We start from the raw sequence: 2079 nt of genomic DNA on the forward strand, positions 1-2079 counted from the left end.
GGCTGTTCCGGGGGCTTGGTCTTGGCGGCGGGCCTGGGCTGTTCGGCCTCGGCGGTGACGGGGGCCTTGAGGCCGCTTTCGATAGCCGCCGCCTTGTCGTCGGGGAACTCGTCCTCGCGCTTGATTTCGCCGCGCTTCAACGACTTGTAGGTGATGGTCAGATTGGCCAGGATCACGGCGTCGATCTTGTCCACCGTGCAGCCGATCTTCTTTTCGATCTGGGCCTTGCTGACCTTCATATCGGCGAAGGCGGCCAGCATGTCGGAAACCCGCACCGCCAGGGGCTTGCCGCCGCCGTTCTGCAAGGTTTCGTGGCAGGCCATTTCCGCCTGTTCGGTGAACCAGCGGGGCAGCGCCGCGAAAATCTGCTCGCGCAGACGGCGGGCACCGTGGTTGGCGTTGTTCTCGTAAATGTCGCGGACGTCGGTCAGCGGCTGGGGCTTGCCGCGGGCGTCGCGCAGGTGCGGCACGATGAAGATGGTTTCGGGCCGGGTGTTGGTTTCCAGATCCCAGGCATAGGCCAGCATCTCGGACTGGCCGTGCGCGTCGTCGCGGGACAGTTCCTTGATGCCGTAGGTGATGTTGCCCCAGCACCGGGCCAGTTCGCGGGCCAGGTGAACGCTGGGGCCGGTGACGGACTGTCCGCCACGCGGGAATTTATAGAACGCCGATTCGGCAAGTTCCGTGATGGCGCAGGCTTCCTTCATCCGGGCGATGGCCTCGGGGATGCTGCGCGGGAAACGCTGGGCCACCATCACGGCGGCTTGCACTTCGGCGATGGCCCTGCTCTGTTCCACCATCGTGGCTTGGCCGGTGCGGGTCATGGGGGCGGTGGCGGCGGCCTGATCGGCCAGCGCCTGCCTATTCAGCGGCGTGTTCATAGGTCAGTTCCTTCTGGGTGGTGGGAGCGTCGAAAAGACCAAGGGCGTCCATGCCCTCGTATTCCTTGATGGCGTAGCCCGGCAGGCCGATGGTGGAGACGCCGCCGTCGTAGCCGGGCCAATAGCCAGTCTCCAGGCAGCGGGCAAAGATGCGGATGGCGCGGCGGGCCAGGCGTTCGCCCCACATCAGCGCCTCTTCGTCGAGCGTGCAGAGGCTGACCAGATAGGGGGCGTCCTTTTCCTGGACGATGAAGAAGAAGGCGTCGGGGCGGTGGCCGGTGACGCGGTCGATCCCCTCCATGTAATGGGCGGCCTGGATGTGATAGCCGTACTGGAAGACCGACCGGGTGAAGTCGTTGGGGTGGCAGTTGGCGGCGGTCTTGTAATCAGGGATGAAGCGCAGCGCCGTGGGCAACCAGTCGGGCCGGCAGCGCAGCCAGACCCCGGTTTCAGCGTCCTGCCAGAACAGCGACTGCTCGGGCTGGCCGTTCTCGAAGGACAGCCGGGCCAACTCGCAACGCAGGATCGCCTCACGCATGGCCTTGATGGCTTCGAACTCATGGGCACGGATCAGCGTCTTGCCCTCGCCTTCAGCCTGGGCGGCGAACGCCTGTCCGGCTTTGCTGCGCAGATCCTGACCTGCGGGCATCACCGCGATGGAGTCCACGAAGGTTTCGCCGTGGATGATCCAGGAATGGGCGGCCTTGCCGATGGACAGCGCCTTGGTGGTCTTTTCCTCGTGTTGATAGTTCAGCCGGCGGTTTTCCCACCAATAGCGGGCCGGGCAGTCGGTGATGATGGTCTTCATGCCGCTGGCCGACAGCGACGGGGTGACGCACGGATCGGCGTGATAGACCTCGATGGGAATGTCGTAGATGCCGGGTTTGTCGATGACGAGTTCCATGTCACTTGCTCCAGCGACGGACGTTGAAGATCAGCGGGGCGCGGCGGCGGCGCTTGCGGCCCCAGGGCAGAAGGCGGAACAGGAAGCACGGGCGCATCACGCGGCCCGCCCGCGTTCGGGTTCCTGGCAGAAGCCATAGGCGATGCGGCGCACGCCGGGGTGCGGGTCGCGGCGATAGCGTTCCAGTTCGCTGCGGCAGATCAGCAGGCGGCCCCAATTGGTTTCATGCCGCCCACGAAAGGCCAGCGACCACGCGGCTTGCGCCCGTTCTTCCAGGGTGTTTCCCATGTCACA

3 protein-coding genes are annotated in these 2079 nt (G+C 65.3%); all 3 read right to left on the minus strand.

Going from position 1 to position 2079, the window contains the following annotated elements:
- Positions 1–881, minus strand: an 881-nt coding sequence (locus tag ACV4UX_RS18940; RefSeq protein WP_491594834.1) for a hypothetical protein, incomplete at its 3' end; no start/stop codon positions are given.
- Entirely contained in the window at positions 862–1785 is a 924-nt protein-coding gene (locus ACV4UX_RS18945; RefSeq protein WP_491594835.1) for a PD-(D/E)XK nuclease-like domain-containing protein, read from the minus strand. The genes ACV4UX_RS18945 and ACV4UX_RS18940, both read right to left, overlap by 20 nt.
- Positions 1786–1881: 96 nt before the next feature.
- On the minus strand, positions 1882–2079 hold a 198-nt coding region (locus tag ACV4UX_RS18950; RefSeq protein WP_491594836.1), incomplete at its 5' end, for a hypothetical protein.

This window comes from Fundidesulfovibrio sp., from assembly GCF_058402725.1.

Excerpts from the sequence above, each read along its gene's own strand:
- ACV4UX_RS18945 (WP_491594835.1), bottom strand. The coding sequence starts at position 1,785 with ATGGAACTCGTCATCGACAAACCCGGCATCTACGACATTCCCATCGAG.